We start from the raw sequence: 24,995 nt of genomic DNA on the forward strand, positions 1-24,995 counted from the left end.
TATCGGTTCGAACTCGCGCTGAACGATTGCCGGAGCAATACTGACGTTTATATACAAATCCGCAGCAAACTGGGTGTGACGACCCAAGCGGAGTGTCTCGACTTGTTACGACGAGCCGCCGAGCAACTCGGTGAATCCCCGACGAAAGCGCAGTACGAAGCACTCGGGTTGCGGCCGGCGTCTGCGACGATCATTCGAACGTGCGGTGGCTGGAACGATGCGAAAGAACGAGCCGGTCTGGAATCCTCGTATTCGCGCGGAACTCGCGTCGGTCCGAAGCCAGCCGATGTCGACCTTCCCTCGGGAACGTCGTGGGATGAACTCTCTGCGGATCAGCGGTGGCACTATCGAAACGTCGACTGGAACGCGGAACGGACGTTGCGCCGCCGCTCCCGATTGCGATCCTGGCTCACCGAACGGAAGCGAGAACGCGGCTGTTCACGGTGTGATGTAGATACTCCCGCGTGTCTCGACTTCCATCACATCGATGCAATGACGAAGGAGATGGCCGTTGGACGGATGGTTACGTTCGGGTACGGGAAGGACGCACTTCGTGACGAAATTGAGAAATGTGAGGTCCTATGCGCGAATTGCCACCGCGAAATACATTACACGCCACCGAAACGGGAACTCCGAAAATGGACTGACGATCAAAAACGTGCCGTCGGATGTAACCGCTGTGGAGAGACAGATCCCGCTTGTTTGGACTTTCATCACACCAGTGATGAGAAGGAAGCGACTGTCGCACAACTGGTCTCAAACAACCGGTCGAAAGAGCGAGTCCGGTCTGAAATCGAACGGTGTTGCGTTCTCTGTTCAAACTGCCACCGGATGGAACACTACGATCAAACGATGTGCTAATATCACCAAATCGGGGCACGGCTACCGTGTTTATTCGATACACTGGTTCGCGATTGAGTTCGTAACACTCTAATATGAACACCAACTACGAATCGATAGGTCGTCGGTAATAGAGGCCGACGAAAACATGTCAGTCCATTAGGGTAGTGGCCAATCCTCCGAGCTTCTGGGGCTCGGGACGCTGGTTCGAATCCAGCATGGACTACTTCTCTCGCGTTTCACTTCGAGTTCTCCGACAGTACCGTCTCCGGATCTCCAGTTGAAACGAAGGGGTTCGTGGCTGAGTTCGTTCCGACCAGAACGCATATTGGGTCAACGCACGTATCGTTCGTCAATGGACCGACGGCAGTTTCTCGTAGTCGGATCGACGGCAGCCGTCATGGGTGTCGGCGGGTGTCTCGACAATAGCGGTGTCAATGGGCTTGGAAATACAGGCGGGAATGGAAACGTGACTGTCGACGCCGACGACAGTGGTGGATACGGTCCGGAACCGGAAACGGAGCCCGAAGAGCGCTCGATCGACACTGGCGCATACCAGACGCAGACGTTCGATGGCGTGGAGGTGCCGCTGGCATCGATCGACGACGTCTTCTACTGGTACCAGCGACAGGAGGCGCGGATAGCCGACGCACGCGGGTCCGATCAGTACCAGAGCGAACGCGTCGCCGGAGCGGTGCTGAGCAGCGCACCCCCGTACACTCCTGACAACGATCCGATCGCGGACTGGTCCGAGAGCGATCGGATCGTGACCTACTGCGGGTGTCCGCACCACCTCTCCGGATTGCGTGCCGCGGCGCTGATTGACGATGGATACGAGGAGGTGTACGCTCTCGATGAAGGATTCAGTGAATGGACGGATCGCGGCTACCCGCTCGCAGGCTCGGATGTCGACGACGAACAGACCACCTACCACATCGAGGGACAGTCCACCGCCGACGCCGGCGAGATGGTCATGCTCGAACAGGTTAATGCGGATCGCCTAGAAGCAGCCCCGATTGGCGATGACGGCTCGTACTCCTTGCAACTCCACTATTCCGGCGCGCTCGATACCCAGTTCAGCGTCAAAGCCCCCGATTACACGGTCGAAGGGACTCTCGAAGAACTGACGAACAACGTCGTTAGCGCCGACTTCGAGGCCTAGTCGTAGGCCCCCTCCCGTTCGAGTTCACCTCGTTCGCGAAGGACGCTCGGCGTTCGACACATGCCGGGCGCACCGGTCACCTGGGGAACGGTACAGTTGTTGCAGTTTTTACAGAGTGCGCTGGCAGTGTCGCTGTCGCTGTTACTGTTGCTGTTGTCGTTGGTATCGGTGGCGTTGTCGGAGCCAGTCGCGCCGTCGAGCAGTCGCGCGCCGAGTCGGGGTTCGGCGTAGAACGGGCGGGCCATGCCGACCATGTCGCAGGCGGGGTCGGCGTCAGTTGCACCGGTGCCATTGTCGTTGTCGTTGCCGTCGCCGTCGAGTTCGCGAGCGGAGCCGAGCAGGCGATCCATCTCCGCACGATTGCGGATTCCGCCCTCCGCAAGCACCGGAATCGACACCTGCTCGCGGACCCGCCGGCAGAAGTCCTCGTTCCACGCCGGTTCGAAGTCGTACTGCAGCGACTGCACTCGGTTGGCGAGCGCGACGAGTCGCTTCCGGGTCGCGCCGCCGAACGCCGCATCGTACTCCTCCTGTAGCCGTTCGTTTTCCCACGCTCGATCCGGATACTCGCCGCGGATGATACTCATGTCCCAGACGACCGACGTCTGTACGGGGACCACCGCGTCGTAGCCGATTCGTTCGAGCCGTCGCGCGAGTTCAACGCCGTCTCCTAGCGAGAGTTTCCGGCGGACGACGGGCGGTGCGGGGGTCTCGGCCGGCACCTTCGTTAGCAGCGGCACGTCTCCCGCTCGCTCCCGAATCTCGTCGTGAACCAGCGCGAGGAACTCGAGGCGGGCCTCGGGTGAGCCGCCGAACTCGTCCTCGCGGCGGTTGTAGAACGGCGAGAGGAACTGCTGGACGATTCCCATGTTCGCTCCCGCGAGGTGGATGCCGTCGTAGCCCGCCTCGACCGCGCGCGCCGCCGCGCGGCCGAAATCGGCCGCGAGTTCGTAGACCTCGTCGGTCGAGAGTACGTGGGGATCGAACGCGAGGAATCCGAGCCGGTCCAGCAGCCGCAGTTGCCAGGGCGGCGTCGATACCGCGAGCTGTTCGAGTTCGGGAGTCGCTCGCCTGAACTCGGCGTGCCAGGTTTCCATGCTCCGCAGACCGCCGTGCTCGAGTTGGAGGAAAATGCGGCTGCCGTGCTCGTGGATGCGGTCGGTCAGTCGCGAGAGTCGGGAAACGAACTCGGGGTCGTGGACGCGGGTCATGCCGGGTGCGGCACAGCCGCCGTCGCCGCGGACGATGGTTGCGCCCTGGCAGATGAGGCCGACGCCGGATGCGGCGGCCGGTTCGAGGTCGTCGATCAGCGCGTCGACGGCGTCGGGGCCGTTGCCCGCACACTCGAGTAGCGGGGCGCGATAGAGTCGGTTCGGGACTGTGAGGCCGCCGATATCGATGGGATCCTCGAGCGTAGCCATCCGTGGTGTCGTCGGCGTTTCGAGGGGAACGACCAAGAGTATACCGTCGCTTTCAGCCAATTGCTGCCGGTTCACTGGGTGACCGCGAGTGCTTACTTCTCGACGTCGAGCAGTGCCACGCGCTCGCGGACCAGCGCCGCGAGAGAGGCGTCCGTTGCGGCCCGTTCGGCGTCCGTGATGTCGAAAAACGTCTGGAGGATCCCCTTGTCTTGGTGATCGAGCGTCGGCTCGCTTCCTGCGAACGCCTCGAGTTCGGTCACCGCGGTGCGGGCGGCGTCGAGGTTGCTCTCGGTTTTGGAGTTCGAGTGTGGGGCAGCGTCGATGAGCACGACGGCTCGATTCTCGCCCTCGCCGACGCCCATCTCGAGTGCGCGGTCGATCTGTCGGCGACCGGCGGCGTACAGCAGGATCTCGACGGCACGGTCGCGGGCGACGTTTTCGTCCCGTTCGATGGCGCGGTCGGCGAGTTCAACTGCTCGTTCGAGGTGCCTGCGGTCGGCGACGTACCGAGCGTCGACGGTCTGGAGCGTCGTCCCGTGGCGTTCGCTGATCACGGTCAGGTCCGCGACGAACGAATCGATGTCGTCGATGTCGAGACGGCATTCGAGCAGGTCCATCAGAAATCACCCAGGCTGGATTGGCTGTCGTCCGCCTCGTCGTCGCTCTTGCTCGCGGCCGCGTCAGTTTCGCCTCCGTCACTCGAGTCAGCTGCCGAGGCGGAGCCGCCGTCGATCGGAACCGGCTCGACGCCGTCCATCGATGGGTCCTCGCGGCCGGCGCTTTCGAGGATGTTCTCGGCCGTCTTCTCGCCCTTGAGAACGTGCAAGATGATTCTCTTGTCGGCCGTTCGAAGATCTGCAAGTTCCTCGATACCAGCCTCGTAGAGCCGGCGAGCACGCTTTCGGCCGATACCGCTCACCGAGACGAGTTCAAGGAGTTCCTCGCCGACGCCGTGTTCGACGCGGGCGCGGGCCTCGCGGACGGCGACGGTCCACTCGCTGTCGATTTCGGCTGCAAGCGATTCGGCGGCTCCGAGCAGCCACTCGGCGGTGTCGACCTTGCCGCGGAGGTCGCCGGGGCCGATCTTGTAGCGTTCGGTGATCGTCTCCTCGTTGTCCTCCGTGGCCCAATCCTCGAGCAGTGTACCGGTTTTGAGGGCGGCGAGCCAGTCCTCGAAGCGGCCTTCCTCGAACTCGCTGGGGGCGTCGCCCAGCAGTTCTGCCTCGCGCTCGTAGTAGAGTTCACCGAATTGTTCGTCCTCGCCCGAGCGCAGGTAGAGTTCGTACATATCGGGGGTACGCGAGACGAGTTGGTAGAGGCCGAGGGCGGTCGGGCGGTCGTCGGCGTCGTCGAGGCCGTGGACGATTTCGGCGGCGCTCATCGGATCGAGATAGAGCCGGGAAACGGTGTGGCCGAGGCTGGTGGCCTCGAGTTCTTCGTCCCGGCCGGTCGCGCTCTCGCTCCCGTCGCCGTCGGCCAGATCGGCCGCCGACGTGAACGCGCTCGCCGCGTCGGCGTCGGTGCCGAGGGTGTCTTCTAATCCGCCGCTGGACTCCGATGCGAGTGGCGTCTCGCGGTCGATGAACTCGTTACGCTCGAGGTAGTCGAGTACGTCGTCGGTCACCCGCTCGAGCCGTCCGGCCTCGCTCGACTGGCTGGCATAGAGGGTGGCTTCGAGGAACTCGAGGAGGCCTTCTCGCGTGCGGGCGAAGCCGGAGGCGATGGTCGCGAGGACGTGGGTCCGAAGCGCGGGCTCGGCGGCCAGTTTCGAGCGGACCGGCTCCGGATCGGCCCAGACGTAGCGGTCGAACAGTTCCTCGCTCTCGTCGTGGTTTTTCGCGAGTAGAACGGCCTCGCCGTAGGGGTCAAGCCCCGGGCGGCCGGCCCGTCCCATCATCTGGTGGACTTCGAGCACGTCGAGCGGCGACATTCCGCCCGCGCTGGGGTCGAAGCGCCGCCAGTCGCGCACGATGACGCGGCGGGCGGGCGTGTTCACGCCGGCGGCGAGCGTCGGCGTTGCGGAGATCACTTTGAGGAGGCGGTTGCGGAAGGCGTTCTCAACCAGGCTGCGCTGGGTACTCGAGAGGCCGGCGTGGTGAAAGGCCGACCCGCGTTCGACACAGTCGGCGAGATCCTGACTCGTTTCCGTGTCGCTGTCCTCGCGGATTTCCGCGGCCAGTTCCTCCAGGTCGGTCCGCTCGCCGGCAGTTAGCTCCCGGCTCGAGACCTGCCCGAGACGGCGAGCGGCGGCCTCTGCGTTGCGCCGCGAGTTCACGAAGACGAGCGAGGAGCCGCCCTCCTGCAGGATGTCCCGGACGAGCGCGGCCTCCTGTTTCTCGCCGCCGTCGACGGGGACCTCCCGGGTCGAGCCGTCGTCGAAGTTCAGGGCGTTGCCGTAGTGGACGCCCATCTGGAGGTCGATCGGCCGCCAGTCGGTGTCGACGAGGGAGGCGTCGAGCCAGTCGGCGAGTTCGTCCGCGTTGCCGACGGTCGCCGAGAGGGCGACGACCTGCAGTTGCGGGTTTAGTCGGCGGAGTTTGGCGAGGGTGACCTCGAGCGTGGGACCGCGATTTCGGTCGTCGATGAGGTGGACCTCGTCGCTGACGACGCAGGTGAGATCGGAGAGCCAGTCCGCGCCGTTGCGCACGAGCGAGTCGACCTTCTCGCTGGTCGCAACGACGATGTCCTTGGTCGCGAGCCAGTCGTTCGTGCTCTCGTAGTTGCCGGTCGCGACGCCGGTCGTCACGCCGAACTCCTCGTAGGCGTCGAACTCGGCCTTTTTTTCACTGGCCAGGGCTCGCAAGGGGACGATGTACAGTGCTTTCCCGCCGCGCTTTACGGCGGAGAGCATCGACAGCGCGGCGATCATCGTTTTGCCGCTGGCGGTGGGGACGGCGGCGACGAGGTTCTCTCCGTCGGTTGCACCGGCCTCGACGGCCTCGGCTTGTGGCGGGTAGAGTTCCTCGATGCCGTCCCGCTGGAAGTGCGAAATCGCCCCGGGCGGGAGCCCCGACAGCTCCTCGACATTCATTACCCGTGATTGGCGCGTCCCGGGGTTTAAACTGTCGTCTTCCGGGTCGCGTCGTGCTCGCCTTTCGCCGGCCGAGCAGTTGCCCTCGGTGAACGGGAGATCGATGCCGTCGGCCCGCGATACTCAGCCCTCCGTATCCGGTTTCGGATCGTTCCCGTCCGTTTCAGACCCCGACTGCGGTCGAACGACGACAGTCGAAACGCGCATCCCCTCGACGGCCGTCACCTCGAACTCGTAGCCTTCGATGGTGACCTGATCACCGGTCTCCGGTGGGCGTCCCAGTCGATCGAGTACCAACCCGCCAACCGTCTCGACCGTATCATGCTCGAAATCGCTTTTCAGCGCATCGTTGAGTGCCGTGACCGTCACACCGCCGTCGACGACCGTCCCGTCTGCACGCTGTTCGTCGTCGATCGACGGCTCTCGGGCCGCGACATCGAACTCGTCGCGGATGTCGCCGACGACGACCTCGACGATATCTTCGATGGCAACGATCCCCTCTAGTACGCCCCACTCGTCGATAATGGCCGCCATCTGGGCTTGCTCCTCTTGGAGTTCTGCGAGGAGTTCACCGACCGTCGTCGTCTCCGGGACGACCGGCAGCGCGCGTGCGAGTTCACCGGCGGTGATCGGCGTGGACGAATCGGTGGCGTCCGCAATCGTCTCGCTCGCGCGGATGACGTCCTTGGCGTCGACGAGGCCGACGACCTGGTCCGGGTCGTCCGCGTCGACGATGGGGTAGCGAGTGTGTCCCTCGTCGACGATGAGATGGCGGAGTTCCGGGAGGGGGGTGTCGGCGGGAACGCTACGCACGTCGGGTCGAGGAACCATTACCTCGCGGACCGTCACGTCGTCGAGTTCGAAGACGCGCTCGACCATCTGCACCTCTTCGATGGCGACGTTGCCTTCCTCACCGGCGCGGGAGAGGGCCATGCGGAGTTCCTCCTCGGAGAGCGTCTCGTCGGTCTCGGAGACGGGTGGAACGCCGAGTAGTCGGGTGAAGGCGTTTGCCGTCCCGTTGAAGACGATGATGCCCGGAATGAACACGTAGTAGAAGGCTTTCATCGGCAGGGCGACGGTCAGCGCGATCCGCTCGGCCTGTGCGATGGCGATGGTCTTCGGTGCGAGTTCGCCAAACACGACGTGGAGGAACGTGATGACGCTGAAGCCGATCGCGACGGCGACGAAGTGGATTAGTCCGTCCGGAAGGACTTCGCCGAGGATCGGTTGAATGAGCGACGCGACTGCGGGTTCGCCGATCCAGCCGAGTCCGAGCGAGGCGAGCGTGATTCCCAGTTGCGTGACTGCCAGGTAGGAATCCAGGTTGTCCATCGCCTCCTGAAGCGTCGCCGCGCCGCGTCTTCCCTCCGCGACGAGGGTTTCGACAGCCGTCGCCCGTACCCGAACGTAGGCGAACTCGGCGGCGACGAAGAAGCCGTTGAGCCCGACGAGAAAGAGGGCGGCGGCAAGCCGGCCGAGCGAGAACGCGAGATCTACCATCGTCCTCGGCGGTGTTGTCGTTCGAAATCGACTCGACACGACATCCGTCGGCGTGAATTCATGGGTAGTCCCTCTCGTGCCGATCACTAAACAGTATGGTCATTCTCGAACGCCACGGTAGGCGGTATCCGGCCGCATGCTCACGGATTCCCGATGGAATGGGTCCGCGAGCAAGCGGATTTACGCGCGCAGCGATTCGATCGCGTCGGTAACGCCGTCGGCCACCGTGTCCCAGTCCGACTGCCTGATGTCGGTCGATTGTTCGATCTGAATCGTTTGTCCGGTCGGTGCGAGTTCGTTGAGCACGTTCTCAGGGTTCGCTCCGGTGTAGGCCGTCGCGTCACGGCCGACGATCTCGACCGTTCGATCCGGAAGTCGTTCCGCAATGGCGTCTCTCACGGTGGCCTTGGCCGCTCGTTCGGCGGTTCCGCCGATGAGAATTCCGTCGTCGTCGTAGCCGTGGAAGGCAACGCCCCAGTCAAACTGCCGATCGAGCAGCGCATCCAGTGACGGGAACGATCGACGGTGGAGATCCGTCGAGTTCGTGTGCCAGCGGGTGAACGCACCTCCGCCCTCGTTGAATCCCGCACAGATCCATCCCGCGCCGCCGACCGCTTCGGCAACCCGGGTCGCCTGGAAGTCCGTCCCGTATTCGATGTATCCGCCGTGGGGCGCGATCACCGCGACGCCGTCACCATCGACGCCGTACTCGACGAACTCGTCGTTTAGTTTTCCCGCTTGCCGGGTATCGTAATTCGGATGGGCCGCCTGCGCGCCGATCGTCGCCGTCGTCGCATCGCTCGCTCCGATTCGATCGAGCCCGCTCGCAGTCAGTCGAAGCGTCTCGCCTTCATGGTCCGAAGCGACGGTGTACACTGCGTTTTCGATCCCATCGGCCGTCGCTTCGTATCCGATCCTGACCTGTTGCCCGATCGCCACCTGCTCGTTCTCGACCAACTGACATGGAACCGAACAGTACTGCTCCGAACTCGACCGTGATTTCCAGTCTGTGGCAGCCGTTTCAAGTGTCGCCTCCCAGTGATCGACGGTCTCACAACCGTCCGCGTACACCCACTGGTCGGAACCACTCTGCATCTTCGCCCGTGAGTCGGCGACTTGCGTCCGGACGCTGGTCGTCAATGCACCGATGCCGAGCAGCCCTGCGCCCGCCGCGATAATCCGCCGGCGCGAGCAAGTCTGCCGATCGCCGTCACCCGTCCCATTTTCACTCATTGTAATAATGATCCGCTATTAGAACTAGTTCAATCCACTGGTGTACGTCGCGGCGGCCCGTTTCTCATCACTTCCGCTCGGTCTCCGTCCTCCTCCCCTTCCGAGGGTTCACCGTCGCGAACTTCTCGCCGGTCCACACTTCTCGTTCTATCCGGGCGTCGGTCCGGAAACGGTATGTCGAAGACGTACCAACCGTCGTCCATGCGAGTCGAGTTCGACGAGGACACCTGTATCGGGATGTACCAGTGCGTCGCCGAATGGGACGCCTTCGAGGAGGACAAATCGAAGGGCAAAGCGACGCTCGAAGGAAGCGAGGAGGTCGACGACGGCATTTTCGCCCGCGACGTTCCCGACGACGCTGAACTCGATGCGAAGTTCGCCGCCCGGACCTGTCCGGTCGACGCGATCACGATCTATGACGACGACGGCGAGCAGTTGATTCCCTGACTGACGCGTCGATTTCCTAGTAGTTCAGTGCTGCATCCACCAATTCTGTCTCGACCGTTCGGAGGAGCGTCGAGGCGGCACTCTCCGAACACTCGAGTGCTGTCGCAACCTCGGAAAGCGACGCCGTCCGTGGAATGTCGTAGTATCCTGCTTCTCGAGCCGCTTCCATCGCCTCGAACTGTCGTGCTGTCAACCGCCCAGCGAGCGTCTCGGCTGTTTGCTGGTGAGCGCTCACTCGCTCAACTTCGACACCGATATCCTCTGGAAACTGGCCGATCAGCCCCGAGAGGGCGTCGGGTTCTCCGAGCACGGTGACGTGAACGGTTTCTCGTCCAGTGTACACAATTGGCGGAACGAGTACAAGGCCGGGTTCGTCGAACGCGCCCAGCAGCGTTTCGTCAGCAGCGCGGACATCCATCACGGCGTACGCGTAGAACGTGTCCCCATCGATCGGCATGAGTTCGAACCGATGGACGACATCCAAGTCGACCGCTGTCTCTCGGACTGCATCACAGTCGCCGACGATCAGTGAGAGGAACCGCACCCGTTCCGTCTCGGCGTCGACGTGCCACGAAAGCAACTCCTCGCGGTGAACCTCGAGTTCGGCGTCGGGTGTGGGAATCGGAAGTTGCATTCGCTCCGGAAGGTGAAGGGTCAGATCCGTCGACTGCATACCGACACATTCTGAACCAGTATAAAGAAGTTCAGTGCTTCGAGAAAACGTCGACATGGGTTCCGGTCTCACTGTCAGTTATGTTCGAGTCCGAGACTGACCCCTGCACTGACACCGAACTCGATTCCGCCACTGAGACCGATACCCACTCACCGCAGGCTGACGCTGTGAACTCCTCGGGGTCTGATCTCTCGACCGCAGACCGACCGCCGGGACCGCGAGGACTCCCGCTGATTGGGAGTACGCTATCGATCGCCCGGGATCCATTCTCGTTCGTCGAGTCGGCTCGAGAATATGGCGATATCGCGTCCTATCGGGCGTACGGCACCGAGTTCGCACTCGTCTTCGACCCTCATGTCGTCGAAACAGTTCTCGTCTCGCGCTCGGACGAGTTCAGAAAGGGCGAGTTCGAGACTGCCTTTGGCGAACTCGTCGCCCCTGAGGGGATCGCGTTCACCGAGGGCAAGCGGTGGCGTCGCCAGCGCCAGTTGCTGCAATCGTCGTTTACGCCCGATCACGTTCGTGCCGCCGCTGACGAGATCGTCGCAGAGGCGAATGCATTCGTCGACGACTGGGACGATGGTGAGAGAGTCGCGCTCCGGGACACGATGTCGACGTACACCCTCCGCATCCTCATGCGAACGCTGTTCGATCTTCCGCTCGAGGACGACCGCGCAACGATCGTCAGGCGGGCGGCGAACGCCGTGAACACCTACGCGTCTCCGAAGCGACTCGCGCTGGGTTCGATCCTGCCGTCGTGGCTGCCGGATCGCGTCGAACGCGAGTACGAGGATGCGATGACAGACCTCGAAACACTCACCACGGAACTCGTCGAGACCCGCCGTTCGGCGGATTCGACGGGTGAGGATCTCCTCTCGATACTGGCGCGGGCTGTGTACCCAGACGGCTCGCGACTCTCCCCCGAAACTGTGCGAGATCAACTCGTCACGTTCCTCTTTGCCGGCCACGAGACGACCGCGACGACGCTCGCAATCGCATGCTGGCTGCTCGCGGACAATCCGCAAGTCCACGCCGAACTCGAGCGCGAACTCGCCGCTGTCTGCGGTGATCGGAAGCCAGATGCCGGCGATCTCGCGAGCCTCGACTACACCGAAGCCGTTCTCAGGGAGGCGATGCGACTCTATCCCCCAATCACTGGAATTTATCGCGAACCCCTGACGGACACGGCACTTGCCGGGTTTCGAATTTCGTCCGGGACAACGCTGCAACTCTCGGTGTACGGTATTCACCGCGACGATCGGTGGTGGGCGGATCCCGAAGCGTTTTGCCCCGAACGCTGGCTCGTCGACGCCGACCGACCCGAGTACGCGTACTTTCCCTTCGGCGGCGGTCCCCGTCATTGCCTTGGGATGCGCTTTGCAATGGTCGAACTACAGCTCGCGCTCGCATCTATTATGCGCCGCGTCGAGTTCGAGTGTGTCACTCCAACTCTCGAGCCATCGCTCGGTGTAACGCTTGACCCAGGATCGGTCGAGACCCGAGTTCGGAAACGATAGCGAACGAGTCGATCGCCTCAGCTACAGATCCGTGCCACCACATCATGCAGATCCTCTACTTCGTAGGTTGGGGATGTTTCGAACGCAACGTCTCGACAGTGTGCTCGGCGAACGAACACCGAGTCGAGTCCGGCCCGCTCGGCCGCGACGATATCGCTTTCGCTGTCGCCGACGTAGAGCGCCGACTCCGCCCCCAGATCGGCCAGCGCCCGCTCAAGATAGTGCGTGTTCGGCTTTTTCAACCGCAGGCTCTCGACCGTCATCTCGCGCCCGTAGTAGGTCTCGAAGAACGCCTCGAGTTCGAAAAACGTCAGGATGAACTCGATCGTGCTGTGGTGGTTGTTGCTCACGACGCCGCAGTCCACTGGGAGGTCGGCGATCGCGGTGCTGTCGTCGTAGCACCCTCGCGTGCCGTCTCTAAACGCGTCGAGCTGGGAATATTCGTCGTGGCGCTCGCGCGCCTCCCAGAACGTCTCGGCGTCGAGATCGTACGCGGTGCAAATCTCGTCCAGCGCGGCGGGCGTGACGCCGCTGACGATGGCGTCGACGTGCTGCCGGCTGGGATCGTCGACGCCGACCGCTCGAAACGCGGCCCGCGCCGCCGCGGATTGGGTATCGGCCGACGGGGGTTCGACGAGGACGCCGTCGTTGTCGAAGAGGACGGCGTCGTACGTGGGTTCCGGTGATGTCACACGAACCTACTGGTCGGAATCCGCGTTGATCCTTTCGGTTGCGCTCTGGTACACCAGACTGGAGACGAACGCGACGAAAACATGCGTGAGGCGGTTGGAATCCGAACGGATTTCGGTCCTGGGTCTGGAGGACTGGCCCACGTCTGCGTCTATATCCGGGTCCGTGTCTGCGTCGCGGTCCCGGTCTGGGTCTGGATCTAGATCTCCGTCCGAATCCATCCCTCCATCTGCGTTCGGATCGGCGTAGCGTCTCCGATTCAGGCGATCTTCTCGTACTGCTCTGAGAGCTTCTCCGCCGCCTCGCCGAGTTCATTGCGCTCGAACTCGGTCAGTTCCCATTCGACGATCTCTTCGACACCGTTCGATCCCAACTTCGCGGGCACGCCAAAGGCCGTCTCCTCGTGGCCGAACTCGCCCTCGAGTTTCACACTCGCCGGAAGCACTTCGCCCGTATCGCGGAGGATCGCCTCGACCATGTGGCCGACGCCGGTCGCCGGCCCCCACTCCGTTGCGCCCTTCTTCTCGATGACGTTCATCGCCGAAGTCTGGAGTTCCTCCAAGAGTTCGTCCTTCTCGTCGTCGCTGAACTCGTGGTCCTGGCCGTCGACGCGGACCTTCGAGAAGACGGGGACCTGCGCATCGCCGTGCTCGCCGAGGATGGTCGCCTCGACGTTCTGGACGGGAGCGTCGTAACGCTTTGAGATCACGTAGCGGAATCGGGCGGAGTCGAGGCGGCCGCCGAAGCCGATCACCTTCTCTCGGGCGCGCTCGCCCGTCTCGTAGAGGTGGCGGTTTAGCAGGTCGACGGGGTTCGACGTGGTGACGGTGATGAAGTCGTCGTTGTACTCCGCCACGGAGGAGCCGATATCCTCCATGATCGGCGCGTTGTCGCCCGCGAGGTCGATCCGGGTCTGGCCGGGCTGGCGCGGGATGCCGGCCGTGATGACGACGACATCCGACCCCTCGGTGTCGGCGTAGTCGCCCTGCCGAATCGTCGTGTTCGAGTCGTAGGCGATGCCGTGGTTCGCGTCGGCGGCCTGGCCGATCGTGTCGTCTTCCTTGTCCGGGATGTCGACGAACACGAGTTCGTCCGCGATGTCCCGGAGCGCGATGTTGTACCCTGCAGCGGCCCCGACGGTGCCGGCCGCACCGATCACGCTAACTTTCGTCATACCATCTCGTGGTGCGCTTGTATACACGTTAAATCCGTCGAAACCGGTGCTTCTATAGCCGCCAGTCTCCCAGTAGTGGGCAGTTTACACATGCGTGTGAGCGTCATCGGCGGCGGCACGATTACAGATGGCGAGATGGAAACTGCGGCGGCGGTCGGCCGCGAACTCGGTGCACGAGGGCACACGGTCGTCTGTGGGGGTCGCGGCGGGACGATGGAGGCGGTCTGTCGCGGGGCCGCTGCGGAGGGAGCGACGACCATCGGGATTCTGCCGGGGGCTGACCGGAGTCTGGCCAACGAGTTCGTCGACGTGGCGATCGCGACCGGGCTCGGACACGCGCGAAACGCGCTGGTGCCGTTGAACGGCGATGCGGTTATCGCGCTGTCGGGCGGCGTCGGCACGCTGTCGGAGATCGGTTTTGCGGGCATCTACGACCGGCCGATCGTCGGACTCGATACACACGACGTTGCGGGAGTCGAGATCGAGACGGTCGAGACGCCCGCGGCCGCAGTCGATGCCGTCGAGGCGGCGGTTGACGGGGAGCCGTAGGTACAGGTGAGTTGCAGGGAGGACAGATAGTCGCAGATAGTGGTTGGTGACTGGCAATTAGCCATTAGCGATCGCCGGTTGGCGATTCTCGATTGGCGCTTCGCAAACCGGTAACTGGCAACCGACAACCGACAACTGGCGACCGGCGAGCAGCGGGCAACCGGTACCGATTTGATCGCCCGCTGTGTGCAGTGTGCTATGTCCGAGCCGAACTCGGAAGCCAACGCGGACGCCTATTCGATCCGCGAGGCGGTACCCGATCCCGAGACGTTTGCCGCGCTGCGCGAGGCTGCCGGCTTACCCTCCCGGTCGCGAGAGGGTATCGAACGCGGTCTCCCGAACTCCGTCTTCGGCGTCACCGTCGTCCACGAACCGACCGGCGACCCGGTGGGCATGGGACGGATCGTCGGCGACGGTGGCACCGTCTACCAGATCACGGATATTGCCGTCCACCCCGACCACCAGGGCCAGGGCCTCGGTACGCGAATTATGCGCCGGCTCGACGACTATCTGGAGGCGCAAGCACCGCCGCGAGCGTACGTCAATCTGGTCGCCGACGTCGACGGATTCTACGAGGCGTTCGGCTTCGAGGAGACGCGCCCGCACTCGAAGGCCATGTATCGCCGCACCGAGTAACTGCTCCGTATACCATTTGGCACGAGATACCACTTGGCACGAGTTCAGTACACGCGCTGGCCCGCGGGCCTGCTGGTCCGCTGGCCCGCTGGCTATCCTCGTTCGCAGCTTTTTCGACTCTTGACCGCGTTATGGTGGATATGAGCGATTTCGACAAGGAAGCCGAGCGCGAGAAACTTCGCGAGAAGTACGAACGCGACAAGGCCGAACGGGAAGCCACCCAGCGCATGAGCGATCTGCTACTCAAGGGTGCCACGATGACGAACTCTCACTGTGGCACCTGCGGCGATCCGCTCTTCCAGCAGGACGGCACCACCTTCTGTCCGAGCTGTCACGGCAACCCGGACGCCGTCCAGGGAACTGAACTCGAAGCCGAACCGGCTGAGGACACGGCAATTGGGCACGCTACCGCCGAGGAATCGGCGGTCGATCGGAACGGCGAATCGGATGAGCGGGACGCTGCTGGCGAGCCCGACGCCGATGACGACGCTCGACCGGAACGGACGCGAACGCGTTCCGAACGTCGTCAGGAGCAGCAACTGGACCCCGATCGAGGCGCTGACTCGTCCGATCGCGCCGAGCCAACCGACGAGTCAACCAACGAGCCAACCACCGAGGCGGTCGAGCCGACACAGCCGCGACAACCCGCCACGGCGTCTCCATCGCATCAGCCATCGACGCCGGACCGGCGCTCGAGTTCACGCGTCGACGCCGCCGGGTCCGAGTCGCCCGCCGGCACCGGCACTGGTACACCCCGTCGCTCGACCGACGGTGACAGCGAACTCGAGGCGGCCAGAGAGTCGCTTCGGCGGGCACTCGAGAAGTTCGCGGGGGAGGCTGCGGCGACGGACGACCCGCGCTATGCGACGGCGTGTCTGGAGGCGGCCCGCGAGGCGAGCGAGACGTTGTCGACGCTCCGCTGATCGCAGTTCGGTTTCCGCGAGGGTCTGCGATAGGTCTCTGCTTCTCTTGTCGGTGGTCCGGCGGGAGATTTCTCAGACATCATAAACGTACGGGCGAACGTCTTCGAGCAATTCTTTCCCTGTAAGAACCGTCGAGCGTCATTATTCACCGTCGATTCCAACGCTGACATGTATGACCGATCGTATTGGGGCTCCGGGGTTCGACATGTCGCGACGCGAACTAGTCGCTGCAACGGGTGGGATGACGGTGCTGGCCGGCTGTATGAGCCGGCTTGGTGAGTCCGAGACGCCATCGTCCGAGGAGTCACAGCCGGCTACGGAAACTGGGGATGATGAGGAGTCGTCGCTTCCATGGACGAGTTCACCCGAAGTCGTGCAGGTGGACGAACAGGGTGGGAGCGTGACACTGCGGTCGGTGACGGCCCGCCACGCCGTCCATCCGCTCGATTCAATGGGCGGGCCGGTCGAGTTGCCGAAGGTCTGGGCGTTTCAGGCCGACGAGGGCGAACCGAGCGTTCCGGGGCCGATCCTTCGGACGACGGAGGGTAACGACATCGAAGTGACGTTAGACAACACGGGTAACGTCCACCCGCACACGCTACATTTCCACGGCGTGAGCAAGACCTGGGAGAACGACGGGGTACCGACGACGACGGGGATTCAGGTCGGTCCCGACGAGAAACACACGTACACGATTCCGGCGAACGTCCCGGGGACGCACCTGTATCACTGTCACTACCAGACTCATCGTCACATCGACATGGGAATGTACGGCATCTTCCGGGTCGATCCGAAGGGGTACGAACCGGCCGACAAGGAGTACTTCTTCACCGTCAAGGACTGGGATTCGCGGCTCAACCGGCAACTCGCCGGCGAGGACGTCGACTACAGTCCGCGCAATCGCAACCCGGATGTCTTCACGATCAACGGGAAGAGCCTTCCACGGACGCTCCATCCCGAAGCCGGATCGCCCATCATCGTCGACCATGGCGATACCGTCCGACTGCATATCGTCAACGCGGGGTACATGTCCCACCCGATGCACACGCACAACCACCGGTTCCGACTCGTCGAGAAGGACGGCGGCCAGGTCCCGGAGGCCGCCCAGTACGACCACGATGTCACGAACATCGCGCCCGCAGAGCGCCACACGATCGAGTTCACCGCCGACGCCGATCCCGGCATCTACCTCGTGCACTGTCACAAGGTCAATCACGCGATGAACGGCCGGGTCTACCCCGGTGGAATGGTGACGGGGGTCGTCTACCGTGATGCGATGGACACAGACGTTTTCGCGGACCTGATGGAGTCTGCCGGCTACGAGGGCTAACCCTTCCCGGACCCGAACTGGGTAGTCGCCCGTCCTCGATTCGATGCCACTCGCGGCCTGCCGAACGGACCGGTCGCTTGGATTTTCCCGATATATCCATGCATACTTATTCGAAAGTATCTTTAACTGAATCGATGAATATGATCGGTACGACACATGGCGCTTATCTCGATGGCGGTTTTGACCGCTCTCACCGTTCTCACTGGGCTGTCGATAACGTGCCTGCTCTGTCTCGAACCCCGACAGCTTCGTCGGACGGCCAGTGAGTTCGGATCCCGACTCCGGACCGTCGCCCCCTATCTCGGCGCTGCAGCACTGTTCTTTCTGACCAAACGGGCGACCCACGAGTACAGCGTCGAACTATCCCACGCGCTCGACTGGGACATCACTGCTGAACTCTACGCCATCGAAGGCGAGTTCGTCGCGGATCTTCAGCACGCCGTCCCCGGGGCTACCCTGGAGTTCTTCTCGGTGATGTACATGTTCGGATTCCCGTTTCTCGTCGTGACGGCACCGATCCTCTATTTCCTGTTACCGTCCCAGCGACACCTCAAGGAACTCCTCATCGCGTACCTCCTCAACTACTTCCTCGGTGCGATCTGTTATACGCTGTTCATCGCGTACGGGCCGCGGAATTACCTGTCGACGGTCAACGGTCTGATGTACGACTTCTACCCGTCTACGCAGGATCTCACGGGGGCCGTTTCGGCGAACACCGACGTGTTCCCGTCGCTGCACACGTCGCTGGCGGTCGTCGTCCTCGTGTTCGCCTGGCGATCACGCCGAGAGTATCCGCGGTGGTTCCCGATTGCGGCGTTCGTGACCGCCGGTGTCGTTTTCTCGACGATGTATCTCGGCATTCACTGGCTGCTCGATGTCGTGGCGGGTGCCGCACTCGGCGTCGGAAGCATCTACGCGGCCGAACGATTCGTCGACCGCGCGGAAGGCGATGCCGAGCGCGGTCGGGGCCGAGAACAGGACCCCGTTCCCGACCCTGATGACGAGGACGGCATCACGTCCGACGTGAGCGACTGATCGCTCTCGACCCGCAACTTCTCGAACGGCAGTCATCGAGGGCCATCAGCCGCTGTACTCGCTGCCGATAACCTCTCTAATCCGCTCGGCCGTCACCGACCCGACGCCGTCGGCCGCTTGTAACTCCTCTTCGCTGGCGATCATCACGGCTTCGACGGTACCGAACTCGTCGAGCAGCGACCGGGCCGTAACCGGGCCAATTTCGGCGATCGAGGCGACGACGTACTCCTGTTGTTCGCCGAGCGTCTTGGACTGTTTCTCGCCGTGAACCGATACCTCGCGGTCCGTAAGGTCTTGCTCCCGGCTCGCAATCACCGCGAGCAGTTCGGTCGTTTCGTCCTCGCCTTCGGTGCGAAGCACGCTCGCACCGAAGTCCACGGCGAGACTCGAGAGTGCTCCCCGAACGGCGTTCGGATGAATATCGCGCTGATCGTACAGCCCGTCACCTTCGACGACGACGATGGGTCGGGAGTAGTGGCGAGCCATCGCGCCCACCTGCTCGAAGACCGACCGGTCGCCCCCGACGAGCGAATCGACGAAGTCGGCGACGGACTTCCGTTCGACGACGACGCGATCCGAGCAGACGTAGTCGCCCACGTCGAGGGTTTCGAGTCGAACCTCGATCTCTTCGCGGCGCGAGAGTTCGCGGGCGATGTTGGCGTCCATTTCGCGCTGGTCGGCGACGATTTCGACGGCGTCGCCCTCGGCCGCGGGTTCGTGGGTTTCGACCGCCTGTGCGGCGTCTCCATCGTCGCCGTCTTCGTCGGGCTCGAACTCCCGGAGACCGGGCCGTTCCGAACCCCCCTCGCTTCCACTGGAACCATCGCCGCCTGCACCGGGTTTTCCGCCGCTAGCGTTTACTTTCGCTCCGCTGTCATCGGTCGTCGCGTGGCTCCCGTCACCGCCGCCGAAATCCGCGAGCGACTGCTGGGATTCGTCGAGTTCGTCCTCGATGTCGTCGGTCATCCCCTTCAGCTCGCGCAGTTCCGATTCCATCTCCTTCTCGCGCCGGCGGGAGATCCAGAAGTAGGCCTCGTCGCGGGTGTCTTCGGCCATGAGCACGACGACGCGGCCCTCGGACTGGCGACCCGTCCGGCCCTTGCGCTGGATGGACCGAATCGCCGTGGGAACGGGTTCGTAAAAGAGGACGAGGTCGACCTCGGGCACGTCTAAGCCCTCCTCGGCGACTGACGTCGAGACGAGCACCTCGAACTCGCCCGCGCGGAACTCGTCTAAGACTTCCTGCTGTTGCTTCTGGGTCATTCCGTCCGAACCCTCGCGGTCGCCCTGGCCGACGAACCGTTTGGCGTCACAGCTCTCTGCGAGAAACTCCGTCAGCGCCTCGGCCGTGTCGCGCGATTCGGTGAAGACGATCACGCGCTCGCCGTCCTCGATTCCGAGCGTTTCCGCGAGGAGCATCCGAGTCTTGCGGTATTTGGGGTGTAACTCGCTGAAACTCTCGGCCTTCCGCATGGCTTCGCGAACGCGCGGGTCCGAGACCATCCGCTGGCTGGCCTTCGACGCCCCCGACGAACGGGCCTGGTTGCGCTGGCGGTCGAAGTACCGCCGCAGCGCCTCGACGCTCTGGGTTTCGACGAGCGTGACGGCCTGGCGGAGCTTCATCACCTCCGCGTGGATCGACATTCCCTCGAACCCCTCTGACTGGTCGTTGTTGATCAACTGCTGCAACTCGGCGCGCATTTTGTTCAGATCCTTCTGGGACTGATCCGGCTGCGTCGACTTCGCAACCCCCAACTCTTTCAGCTTCTCGAGCCGATCTTTGATCACCTCGTTTAGGGCGTCACGGATCTCGAGTACGTCATCGGGCAAGTCGATCCGTTCCCACTCGACCTCGGTGTCGTGGGTGAACTCGTCGACGTCGGCGTCCTCCTCGGTCATCACCTCGACCTCCTGGAGCCCGAGGTTCTCACAGACCTCGAGGATGGCCTCCTCGTCACCGCCGGGTGAGGCCGACATGCCGGTGACGAGCGGGTCGCGGGCGTCTTCGTGATAGCGCTCGGCGATGTAGTTGTAGGCGTAGTCGCCGGTCGCGCGGTGGCACTCGTCGAACGTCAGGTGGGTCACGTCGGAAAGCGAGATGCGGCCCCCGACGAGGTCGTTCTCGATCACCTGCGGGGTGGCCATCACGACCGTGGCGTCCGCCCACAGTTCGGCGCGGTCGTCCGGGCTCACGTCGCCCGTGAAGACGACGATCTCCTCGTTTTCAGAACGCTCTGCGTTCTGATCGCTCGACGAGTTCCGCTCGTCGATGTCCGAGATCTGGAGCGCCTCGCGGTAGAAGTCGGCGTGTTGCTGGACGAGGGGTTTCGTCGGTGCGAGCATCAGTGCGGTGCCGCCGACCTCTTCGAGCCGACGCGCCGTCACGAGCAGGCTCACGGTGGTCTTTCCCAGCCCGGTCGGAAGGCAGACGAGCGTGTGGTCGTTCGCGGCCGTTCCGGCGAGTTTCAACTGGTAGAGGCGGCGCTCGAGAAAATTCGATTCGAGCAAGGGGTGCTCGATCGACGGCGGCTCCTCGTCCTGTGCTGCCATTGGCGGTCGATTCGATGCGGTTGCGGTTAAGGATTGAGAAAGTGGGGNGAGCAAGGGGTGCTCGATCGACGGCGGCTCCTCGTCCTGTGCTGCCATTGGCGGTCGATTCGATGCGGTTGCGGTTAAGGATTGAGAAAGTGGGGTGGAAGTAAACGCATCACCCGAATCGATCGTTCTCAGGAGACTATCCTGCTGAACGATAGCGTCCGTACACGGCTTGAGGCCGAACGCCGCCACCCTTTTTGTCCCAGCGCGCCGTAGTCTCCTCCGCAATGTGTCACTGCTTCGCATCCGTCGACGACCTGACCGCCGAGGAACGGGCGGCCGTCCGCGACGAGCACAGCCTCGAAGAACTGCGCGCGGCGTACTCCGAAACTGAACTCGCCGAACTCGGCGTCGCGGTCTAAGCACGTCATAGCGTACCGAAAACAGCGTGTTGCTGCCGTTCTCACGGAGAGCCGGTACTCAAACGTCAAACGAACGTAACGACCAGCCACGCGAGCACGCCCGCGTAGATCGGAATCGTCAGATTGTCGTCGACGATGTAGTCACCGAACTGTACCGTCACGCCGTCCGCGATCGTCGCGCCGAGCGCCGCCGCGACCACGGCGAGCGGGGTCTCGTAGAGAAACGGCGTCGCGATGATCGCGCTGACGAGGAACATCGTTCCCAGTACCTTCGGTCCCTTGACCCGCTTTAGCGTGTCGTCCGAAACGGTTCCGCTGATCGGGTCGCCGAGCGAGAGCATCAACATCGCCGGCAGGGCAATCGCCGGCTGAAAGAGACAGACGACCACCGTCATGCTGAGCATGTAATACCCGTATCCAGCGAACTGTTCTTGCTCGTACTCGCGGGTCAACGTCTCGTAGAGGCGCTGGTAGACCCACCACTCGAGTTCAAGTTGTAATCGCGTGAACTCGAGGAGGATCGTACCGAGGGCGAGGACCACCATCAGAATGCGAAAGCGCGTCCAGGAGAGGCCGAGGTCGAGCGCGTTCGCAAGCAGATAGAGGGCGACCAATCCGGAGCCGCTGGCATGGACGAGCCGTCGCTTCAATTCGTCGGCCATCACGTCACTCCTCGAAGGTGGTGACCTTCAGTGCGTCGGTTACGTCTGCTGCGGGTGGTTTTTTGACACTCGGGTCGCCCGCTGCCCGTCGATTCCGTGCTCTCAGGTCGTCACGCCCCAGCTAATATGGGCCCACGTTCGCTCGTAGAGATAATACGTGCCGGTTTTCACGAGGTTCGTTACGAGTCCGATATTCAGCGCCGCACCGACATCGCCGACGACCGCCCAGGCAACAGTAACGGTGATCAAGAGCATGACCAACCGATAACAGAGCGTCTTGACGAGCGCCCGTTTCTGGGCCTGTATTGCGGGCCGGGAGAGGACGTTCCAGTGCATACGCCTGGTTCGTCGGCCACCCAATAAGTAACGACGATCGGGTACATATTTGCTTGATTATAACCAATATTGGTTTCGTGTGCGATTCGGATCGACCGGCATCCGTACGGCCCGCTCCTGACTGTGAGGAACACGAAAACGCAACGCGACCGCGGCCGTCCGCGAGTTCAGACGGATTCGTTAGCTCTCGTTTTTGCCGTCGAGTTCGCCGAACGAGAGTTCACCGGCGCGCAGGTCGGCCATGAGTTCGGGCAGGTCCGAGACGGGGAGGCGTTTCTGGGCGGTCGTGTCCCGTTCGCGGACCGTGACGGTGGTCGCCTCGGCTCGCGGGGCATCCCCGCTCGCAGTATCCGAGGCGCGTTGCGCCTCGCGCTCTTCGAGCGTCTCGTAGTCGACGGTCACGCAGAACGGCGTGCCGACCTCGTCCTGGCGGCGGTAGCGCCGGCCGATGTTGCCGGAGTCGTCGTAGGTGACCGACAGGCCGGCGTCGCGGAGGTCGGCGACGATGTCGTTTGCGGTCGCCTCGAGTTCGTCGTCGTTCTGTAGTGGGAAGACGCCGACAAAGGTGGGTGCGACCTCGGGGTCGAGTTCGAGGTAGGTGCGGTCCTCGCCGTCGACTTCGTCCTCGCGGTAGGCGTGGTGGAGGACGGTGTAGACGAGGCGGTCGACGCCGAAGGAGGGTTCGATGACGTGCGGGATGATGTGTTCGCCGGCCTCGGTCTGTTCCTCGACCGCGAAGCCGGTCTTCTCGGTCGGGAGTTCGTGGCTCTCGCCGTCGAGGTCGATCGTGACGCTGTCGCCCTCGAACGCGGCCCGGTCGCGTTCCGCGAGGGTTTCGAGTTCGGAGACGACGGCCTGGGCGTCGCCGCCGAACTCCGGGCCCAGGTAGCTCATGTCGGGGTCGACGGTCGCGCGCTCGACGGTCTTGGGTTCGTCGTACTGCCGGAAGACGGTAAAGCGGTCCTCCGAGTGGGCGGCGTGTTTCGAGAGGTCGTAGTCGCCGCGGTCGGAGAAGCCGGCGAGTTCGATCCAGTTGCCGTCGAGTTCGCCCTCAGCGTCCCAGCAGTCGCTCGCGTAGTGGGCGCGCTCGCCCGAGAGGTGCTGGCGGAACCGGAAGCGGTCCATATCGACGCCAACAGCGTCGTACCACCGCTTTGCGACGCCGAGGAAGTACGCGACCCACGGACTCGCGATGACGCCCTCCGCGACGGCGTCGCCGATGGTCGTCCGAATCTCCTCGCCGTCCTCGACGTTCTGCTCGCTGGCCGGATAGAGGCGCACCTCGACATCGGCGACCGCCGAGAGGTCGGGTTCGTCGGTTTCGGGGTCGATGAAGAACTCGAGTTCGGCCTGGGTGAACTCGCGGGTGCGGATGATGGATCGGCGGGGGCTGATCTCGTTGCGGTAGGCCCGACCGATCTGGGTGACGCCGAACGGCAGTTGATTGCGCGCGTACTCTTTGAGCCGCGGGAACTCGACGAAGATGCCTTGAGCGGTTTCGGGGCGCAGGTAACCGGGTTGGGAGTCGCCGGGGCCGATGTTCGTCCCGAACATGAGGTTGAACGTCTCGACGGCCTGGCCGGCGAGGCCGGCGCCGCAGTTCGGACAGACGAGTTCGTACTCGGCGATGACCTCCTCGACCTCGGGGATGGGGAGGCTCTCGGCGTCCTCGTACTCGGTGTTGTCCTCGACGATGTGGTCCGCGCGGTGGCTCTCGCCGCAGTCGGGACATTCGACGAGCATGTCGTCGAAGCCGTCGAGGTGGCCCGAGGCCTCGAAGACCGGTTCGGGCATGATCGTCGGGGCGTCAATCTCCATGTTGCCCTCGGCGACGGCGAAGCGGTCGCGCCAGGCGTCCTCGACGTTGCCCTTCAGGGCCGCGCCCTGCGGGCCGAACGTGTAGAAGCCGCCGACGCCGCCGTAGGCACCCGAGGACTGGAAGAAGTAGCCCCGGCGCTTTGCGAGTTCGACGAGTTTCTCGCCGATCGAGTCGTCCGTCTCCGCTGATTCAGTCTGTTGCTCACTCATACAGGGCCTCCAGAAGGTCGACGTCGCAGACGATGCCGACGAGTTGTTCGCCCGACACCATCGGGATCTGTTCGATGTCGTTGCTGATCATCTGCTGGGCGGCGTTCTGGATCGACTTCTCCGTCGCGACCGTCACCACGTCGTCGCTCATGAACTCGCGGACCGGTTCGGCGGGGAGCTCGATGTCCCGCGTCGGGAGGTAGCGACTGCCGACGGCCTTGATGCCCTCCCAGGACCATTCGGAGTCTTGGTCCGGGAAGTTGTTGCCCGTCTCCTCCTCGCCCTCGACGATGCGGGCGACTTCGATGATGTCGACTTCGGTGAGGACGCCGCTCATCCGACCGTCGTCGTTTAGCGCGACGGTGTAGGGAACGTTCGCGTAGGACAGTTCGCGTTCGGCGACCGGCAGCGGCGTGCCCTCGTAGGTCGTGTTGACGTTGTCGCTGGCGTAGTTGCCAACGGTATCGTCGGTTTTCTGATTGCCGGCCGCGATGGCGTGGATCACGTCAGTCACCGTAACGATGCCCTCGAACTCGCCGTCGACGACCGGGACGCGGCGCGCGCTCTTTTCGACCATCGTGCGGGCGACCTCCTCCAGCGTGGTCTCGCGCGTCGTCGTCGGCACGTCGTCCATCAGCATGACGAGTTGGTCCTCGTCGGGCTGTTCGATCAGCGTATCCCGCGAGACTAGTCCGCGGTATTCTGGGCCGTTGTCGGTCGGTTTGACGACCGGAACTGACGAGAACGACTGTTCTTGCAGGTACTCGAGGACATCCGAACGGGTGCCTGGCAGGTCGACGGTCACTACGTCCTCACGAGGCGTCATCGCGTCGGCTACGTTCATGTCCCCA

The 24,995-nt window shown here is 63.4% G+C and carries 23 protein-coding genes and 1 tRNA gene; 11 read left to right on the forward strand and 13 right to left on the reverse strand.

What is annotated here, in order from left to right:
* Nucleotides 1–75: 75 nt before the first annotated feature.
* From C484_RS24430 to C484_RS16005, 3 genes are all read left to right on the forward strand, one after another.
* Complete coding sequence (locus C484_RS24430) at nucleotides 76–861, forward strand: homing endonuclease associated repeat-containing protein (RefSeq protein WP_006826938.1); 786 nt, start codon at nucleotides 76–78, stop codon at nucleotides 859–861.
* 132 nt (nucleotides 862–993) lie between these two features.
* A tRNA-Gln gene (locus C484_RS23140) sits at nucleotides 994–1,066 on the forward strand.
* 129 nt (nucleotides 1,067–1,195) lie between these two features.
* Nucleotides 1,196–2,002: a rhodanese-like domain-containing protein gene (locus tag C484_RS16005; protein ID WP_006826939.1), complete on the forward strand. Its 807-nt coding sequence runs from the start codon at nucleotides 1,196–1,198 to the stop codon at nucleotides 2,000–2,002.
* On the opposite strand, the gene C484_RS16010 is transcribed toward C484_RS16005, so the two are convergent.
* From C484_RS16010 to C484_RS16030, 5 genes are all read right to left on the reverse strand, one after another.
* Nucleotides 1,999–3,423: an oxidoreductase gene (locus tag C484_RS16010; protein ID WP_006826940.1), complete on the reverse strand. Its 1,425-nt coding sequence runs from the start codon at nucleotides 3,421–3,423 to the stop codon at nucleotides 1,999–2,001. The two genes, C484_RS16005 and C484_RS16010, sit on opposite strands and share 4 nt — an antisense overlap.
* A gap of 92 nt (nucleotides 3,424–3,515) precedes the next feature.
* Nucleotides 3,516–4,040 (reverse strand): KEOPS complex subunit Cgi121, encoded by a 525-nt coding sequence (gene cgi121 / locus C484_RS16015; protein ID WP_006826941.1) that lies wholly within the window; start codon nucleotides 4,038–4,040, stop codon nucleotides 3,516–3,518.
* Entirely contained in the window at nucleotides 4,040–6,454 is a 2,415-nt protein-coding gene (locus C484_RS16020; protein WP_006826942.1) for an ATP-dependent DNA helicase, read from the reverse strand. The genes cgi121 and C484_RS16020 overlap by 1 nt, the downstream gene beginning before the upstream one ends.
* A 123-nt stretch (nucleotides 6,455–6,577) precedes the next feature.
* Entirely contained in the window at nucleotides 6,578–7,954 is a 1,377-nt protein-coding gene (locus C484_RS16025) for a hemolysin family protein (protein WP_006826943.1), read from the reverse strand.
* A 180-nt stretch (nucleotides 7,955–8,134) separates the two neighbouring features.
* Nucleotides 8,135–9,187, reverse strand: coding sequence for a poly-gamma-glutamate hydrolase family protein (locus tag C484_RS16030; protein WP_006826944.1), 1,053 nt, complete (start codon nucleotides 9,185–9,187; stop codon nucleotides 8,135–8,137).
* A gap of 201 nt (nucleotides 9,188–9,388) precedes the next feature.
* Here C484_RS16030 and C484_RS16035 point away from each other — a divergent pair, with 201 nt between their 5' ends.
* On the forward strand, nucleotides 9,389–9,634 hold the full coding sequence (locus C484_RS16035; RefSeq protein ID WP_006665268.1) for a ferredoxin: 246 nt from the start codon (nucleotides 9,389–9,391) through the stop codon (nucleotides 9,632–9,634).
* Nucleotides 9,635–9,650: 16 nt separating this feature from the next.
* Here C484_RS16035 and C484_RS16040 read toward each other — a convergent pair whose 3' ends face one another.
* Nucleotides 9,651–10,307 (reverse strand): helix-turn-helix domain-containing protein, encoded by a 657-nt coding sequence (locus C484_RS16040; protein ID WP_006826945.1) that lies wholly within the window; start codon nucleotides 10,305–10,307, stop codon nucleotides 9,651–9,653.
* Nucleotides 10,308–10,387: 80 nt separating this feature from the next.
* Here C484_RS16040 and C484_RS16045 point away from each other — a divergent pair, with 80 nt between their 5' ends.
* The gene (locus tag C484_RS16045; RefSeq protein ID WP_006826946.1) at nucleotides 10,388–11,824 is read left to right on the forward strand and encodes a cytochrome P450; all 1,437 of its coding nucleotides are present in this window, start codon (nucleotides 10,388–10,390) and stop codon (nucleotides 11,822–11,824) included.
* A gap of 17 nt (nucleotides 11,825–11,841) precedes the next feature.
* Here the strand turns inward: C484_RS16045 and C484_RS16050 are convergent, their stop codons facing one another.
* Both C484_RS16050 and mdh read right to left on the reverse strand, forming a co-directional pair.
* Complete coding sequence (locus C484_RS16050; protein WP_006826947.1) at nucleotides 11,842–12,516, reverse strand: HAD family hydrolase; 675 nt, start codon at nucleotides 12,514–12,516, stop codon at nucleotides 11,842–11,844.
* 257 nt (nucleotides 12,517–12,773) lie between these two features.
* Nucleotides 12,774–13,688: a malate dehydrogenase gene (mdh, locus tag C484_RS16060; protein ID WP_006826949.1), complete on the reverse strand. Its 915-nt coding sequence runs from the start codon at nucleotides 13,686–13,688 to the stop codon at nucleotides 12,774–12,776.
* 90 nt (nucleotides 13,689–13,778) lie between these two features.
* Here mdh and C484_RS16065 point away from each other — a divergent pair, with 90 nt between their 5' ends.
* From C484_RS16065 to C484_RS16085, 5 genes are all read left to right on the forward strand, one after another.
* On the forward strand, nucleotides 13,779–14,237 hold the full coding sequence (locus tag C484_RS16065) for a TIGR00725 family protein (RefSeq protein WP_006826950.1): 459 nt from the start codon (nucleotides 13,779–13,781) through the stop codon (nucleotides 14,235–14,237).
* Nucleotides 14,238–14,435: 198 nt separating this feature from the next.
* Nucleotides 14,436–14,873, forward strand: a complete 438-nt coding sequence (locus C484_RS16070) for a GNAT family N-acetyltransferase (protein WP_006826951.1) — start codon at nucleotides 14,436–14,438, stop codon at nucleotides 14,871–14,873.
* A gap of 131 nt (nucleotides 14,874–15,004) precedes the next feature.
* Nucleotides 15,005–15,796, forward strand: coding sequence for an Sjogren's syndrome/scleroderma autoantigen 1 family protein (locus tag C484_RS16075; protein WP_006826952.1), 792 nt, complete (start codon nucleotides 15,005–15,007; stop codon nucleotides 15,794–15,796).
* A gap of 172 nt (nucleotides 15,797–15,968) precedes the next feature.
* A complete protein-coding gene (locus C484_RS16080; protein ID WP_006826953.1) occupies nucleotides 15,969–17,126 on the forward strand; it encodes a multicopper oxidase domain-containing protein in 1,158 nt (385 codons plus the stop codon).
* 156 nt (nucleotides 17,127–17,282) lie between these two features.
* On the forward strand, nucleotides 17,283–18,161 hold the full coding sequence (locus C484_RS16085; protein ID WP_006826954.1) for a phosphatase PAP2 family protein: 879 nt from the start codon (nucleotides 17,283–17,285) through the stop codon (nucleotides 18,159–18,161).
* A gap of 45 nt (nucleotides 18,162–18,206) precedes the next feature.
* Here C484_RS16085 and C484_RS16090 read toward each other — a convergent pair whose 3' ends face one another.
* On the reverse strand, nucleotides 18,207–20,711 hold the full coding sequence (locus tag C484_RS16090) for a DEAD/DEAH box helicase (RefSeq protein ID WP_006826955.1): 2,505 nt from the start codon (nucleotides 20,709–20,711) through the stop codon (nucleotides 18,207–18,209).
* Between the two features lie 272 nt (nucleotides 20,712–20,983).
* Here C484_RS16090 and C484_RS24660 point away from each other — a divergent pair, with 272 nt between their 5' ends.
* Nucleotides 20,984–21,118 carry a hypothetical protein gene (locus C484_RS24660; RefSeq protein ID WP_006110874.1) on the forward strand — a complete coding sequence of 45 codons (135 nt, stop codon included), beginning with the start codon at nucleotides 20,984–20,986 and terminating at the stop codon, nucleotides 21,116–21,118.
* A gap of 65 nt (nucleotides 21,119–21,183) precedes the next feature.
* Here the strand turns inward: C484_RS24660 and C484_RS16095 are convergent, their stop codons facing one another.
* The 4 genes from C484_RS16095 to C484_RS16110 form a co-directional block, all read right to left on the reverse strand.
* Entirely contained in the window at nucleotides 21,184–21,780 is a 597-nt protein-coding gene (locus C484_RS16095; protein ID WP_006826956.1) for a hypothetical protein, read from the reverse strand.
* Nucleotides 21,781–21,882: 102 nt separating this feature from the next.
* Nucleotides 21,883–22,116 carry a DUF2061 domain-containing protein gene (locus C484_RS16100; protein ID WP_006826957.1) on the reverse strand — a complete coding sequence of 78 codons (234 nt, stop codon included), beginning with the start codon at nucleotides 22,114–22,116 and terminating at the stop codon, nucleotides 21,883–21,885.
* Nucleotides 22,117–22,296: 180 nt separating this feature from the next.
* Entirely contained in the window at nucleotides 22,297–24,144 is a 1,848-nt protein-coding gene (glyS, locus tag C484_RS16105; protein WP_006826958.1) for a glycine--tRNA ligase, read from the reverse strand.
* Nucleotides 24,137–24,988, reverse strand: a complete 852-nt coding sequence (locus C484_RS16110; RefSeq protein WP_006826959.1) for a CBS domain-containing protein — start codon at nucleotides 24,986–24,988, stop codon at nucleotides 24,137–24,139. The genes glyS and C484_RS16110 overlap by 8 nt, the downstream gene beginning before the upstream one ends.
* Between the last annotated feature and the right edge of the window lie 7 nt (nucleotides 24,989–24,995).

Source organism: Natrialba taiwanensis DSM 12281 (genome assembly GCF_000337595.1).
Taxonomy (GTDB): Archaea; Halobacteriota; Halobacteria; order Halobacteriales; family Natrialbaceae; genus Natrialba; species Natrialba taiwanensis.

Excerpts from the sequence above, each read along its gene's own strand:
- C484_RS16005 (WP_006826939.1), top strand. The coding sequence starts at position 1,196 with ATGGACCGACGGCAGTTTCTCGTAGTCGGATCGACGGCAGCCGTCATG.
- C484_RS16010 (WP_006826940.1), bottom strand. The coding sequence starts at position 3,423 with ATGGCTACGCTCGAGGATCCCATCGATATCGGCGGCCTCACAGTCCCG.
- cgi121 (WP_006826941.1), bottom strand. The coding sequence starts at position 4,040 with ATGGACCTGCTCGAATGCCGTCTCGACATCGACGACATCGATTCGTTC.
- C484_RS16020 (WP_006826942.1), bottom strand. The coding sequence starts at position 6,454 with ATGAATGTCGAGGAGCTGTCGGGGCTCCCGCCCGGGGCGATTTCGCAC.
- C484_RS16025 (WP_006826943.1), bottom strand. The coding sequence starts at position 7,954 with ATGGTAGATCTCGCGTTCTCGCTCGGCCGGCTTGCCGCCGCCCTCTTT.
- C484_RS16030 (WP_006826944.1), bottom strand. The coding sequence starts at position 9,187 with ATGAGTGAAAATGGGACGGGTGACGGCGATCGGCAGACTTGCTCGCGC.
- C484_RS16035 (WP_006665268.1), top strand. The coding sequence starts at position 9,389 with ATGCGAGTCGAGTTCGACGAGGACACCTGTATCGGGATGTACCAGTGC.
- C484_RS16040 (WP_006826945.1), bottom strand. The coding sequence starts at position 10,307 with ATGCAGTCGACGGATCTGACCCTTCACCTTCCGGAGCGAATGCAACTT.
- C484_RS16045 (WP_006826946.1), top strand. The coding sequence starts at position 10,388 with ATGTTCGAGTCCGAGACTGACCCCTGCACTGACACCGAACTCGATTCC.
- mdh (WP_006826949.1), bottom strand. The coding sequence starts at position 13,688 with ATGACGAAAGTTAGCGTGATCGGTGCGGCCGGCACCGTCGGGGCCGCT.
- C484_RS16065 (WP_006826950.1), top strand. The coding sequence starts at position 13,779 with ATGCGTGTGAGCGTCATCGGCGGCGGCACGATTACAGATGGCGAGATG.
- C484_RS16070 (WP_006826951.1), top strand. The coding sequence starts at position 14,436 with ATGTCCGAGCCGAACTCGGAAGCCAACGCGGACGCCTATTCGATCCGC.
- C484_RS16075 (WP_006826952.1), top strand. The coding sequence starts at position 15,005 with ATGGTGGATATGAGCGATTTCGACAAGGAAGCCGAGCGCGAGAAACTT.
- C484_RS16080 (WP_006826953.1), top strand. The coding sequence starts at position 15,969 with ATGACCGATCGTATTGGGGCTCCGGGGTTCGACATGTCGCGACGCGAA.
- C484_RS16085 (WP_006826954.1), top strand. The coding sequence starts at position 17,283 with ATGGCGCTTATCTCGATGGCGGTTTTGACCGCTCTCACCGTTCTCACT.
- C484_RS16090 (WP_006826955.1), bottom strand. The coding sequence starts at position 20,711 with ATGGCAGCACAGGACGAGGAGCCGCCGTCGATCGAGCACCCCTTGCTC.
- C484_RS24660 (WP_006110874.1), top strand. The coding sequence starts at position 20,984 with ATGTGTCACTGCTTCGCATCCGTCGACGACCTGACCGCCGAGGAACGG.
- C484_RS16095 (WP_006826956.1), bottom strand. The coding sequence starts at position 21,780 with ATGGCCGACGAATTGAAGCGACGGCTCGTCCATGCCAGCGGCTCCGGA.
- C484_RS16100 (WP_006826957.1), bottom strand. The coding sequence starts at position 22,116 with ATGCACTGGAACGTCCTCTCCCGGCCCGCAATACAGGCCCAGAAACGG.
- glyS (WP_006826958.1), bottom strand. The coding sequence starts at position 24,144 with ATGAGTGAGCAACAGACTGAATCAGCGGAGACGGACGACTCGATCGGC.
- C484_RS16110 (WP_006826959.1), bottom strand. The coding sequence starts at position 24,988 with ATGAACGTAGCCGACGCGATGACGCCTCGTGAGGACGTAGTGACCGTC.